The sequence below is a fragment of the uncultured Rhodoblastus sp. genome (genome assembly GCF_903903185.1).
GTDB lineage: Bacteria > Pseudomonadota > Alphaproteobacteria > Rhizobiales > Beijerinckiaceae > Rhodoblastus.
The window spans coordinates 1-1,567 of record NZ_CAIUXT010000104.1 but is presented as its reverse complement, the minus strand read 5'-3'; the positions used below and the strand labels follow the sequence as shown (position 1 = coordinate 1,567).

Annotated in this window: 2 protein-coding genes and 1 pseudogene; all 3 read left to right on the top strand. The window is 61.7% G+C overall.

Annotated elements, in window-relative coordinates; translation table 11 throughout:
- Positions 1-217 (top strand): annotated as a pseudogene (locus QZY01_RS09630) (hypothetical protein); the annotation flags it as partial.
- A gap of 126 nt (positions 218-343) precedes the next feature.
- Positions 344-958, top strand: coding sequence for a chemotaxis protein CheB (locus tag QZY01_RS09625; protein WP_294536385.1), 615 nt, complete (start codon positions 344-346; stop codon positions 956-958).
- Positions 955-1,567 (top strand): divalent metal cation transporter (locus tag QZY01_RS09620; protein WP_294536383.1); only part of this gene is annotated, 613 nt, incomplete at its 3' end. The genes QZY01_RS09625 and QZY01_RS09620, both read left to right, overlap by 4 nt.

Below are 1,567 nucleotides of genomic sequence, written 5' to 3'. Positions count from 1 at the left end.
CGCTCAGACCGGGCGGCCCGCCGCCGATGCGCAACAGCGCGTAGATGATGTCCTTGGCCAAATCGATCAGGCCAAATCAAAGGCAAAGGAAACAGCGGACAAAGCCCGCAAGGCGGGGATCACGACGACGCTTTTGATGGTGCTGTCGCTGATCATCGGCGCTTTCGTTGCCAGCGCCGCGGCCGCGCTTGGGGGGCGTCGGCGGGATGAGGCGTGAGAGCCCAACCGTCGACCATAACGGCCAGGCGGTTCGGTCTCAGGGTTGGATCAGCGCTAAACGCCAGCGTCACGGCTTGAGACTAAGTTATCCGGGTGGGCGCCTCTCGATAGCGAGAGAAGGCCGATGATTCCCCGACGTGCCGCAAAGGACTTCCCGGTGGTATGCGTGGGCGGCTCCGCTGGGGGCCTCGACGCCTATACCCGACTGCTCCAGAACCTGCCGAACGACATGGGAGTCGCCATTGTCATCGTCAATCACTTGCGAATTGTCGCCACCCAGCTGCATGAGATTCTTCCGCGCTTCACCGCGATGCCTGTCGAACTGATCACTGACGGCTTGGTTCTTCGGCCCAACCATGTGTTCATCATTCCCTCGAAACGCGACCTGCATGTTCTCGACGGAGAGTTCCATCTCAAGCCGATTTCAAAACCCAGGGGATGGCCGGATGTCATCACGGTTTTCCTGCGTTCCCTGACGCAGAACTGGAACGGCAAGATTATCGCGATCATCGTCTCCGGCTATGATGGCGATGGCGCGGCGGCGCTTTGCGGGATCAGGGAAGTGGGCGGCATCACCATTGCGCAAAAGCTTGATACCGCCAGCCAACCCGACATGCCCGAGAGCGCGATCGCAACCGGATGCATCGATTTTATTCTTTCACCCGAGGATATTGCACAGGAAATCGTGCGAATCGCGCGTGGGGACGCGAGCGTGTCGAAAGCGGCTCCGGCGCAATGACGGATGCAAAACGGACACCCGACAACCTCGCCTTGCGGGCCTCGCGCATCGCCCGATACCGCGCCGCTCGCCGCCCTGCGTCGAAAGGACTTTTAAGCAGGCTGGGTCCGGGATTGATCACCGGCGCCTCGGACGACGATCCGAGCGGAATCGCGACTTACTCGCAAGCCGGCGCGCAATTCGGCTACGCCATGTGCTGGGTGATGCTGTTCTGCTTCCCGCTGATGACGGCGATTCAGGAGATCAGCGCACGCATCGGCCGGGTGACCGGGCAGGGGATCGCCGGCAATATCCGCGCGCACTACTCGCCCTGGCTGCTGCGCTCGATCGTCGGACTTTTGCTCGTGGCGAACATCATCAACCTCGGCGCCGATCTCGGCGCGATGGCGGCGGCGCTTAAACTGCTCGTTGGCGGCCAAGAGGGCCTTTATGTCGTCGCCTTCGCCTTGGGATGCGTGCTGCTTGAGGTGTTCGTTCGCTACGAACGCTACGTCGCCATCCTGAAATGGACCAGCTTCGTCCTGCTCGCCTATGTCGCCGTCGCGCTTGTCGTCGACGTGCCCTGGGGGACGGTGTTCTACCGCACTTTCGTGCCGAACTTCTCGCTGG

Excerpts from the sequence above, each read along its gene's own strand:
- QZY01_RS09625 (WP_294536385.1), top strand. The coding sequence starts at position 344 with ATGATTCCCCGACGTGCCGCAAAGGACTTCCCGGTGGTATGCGTGGGC.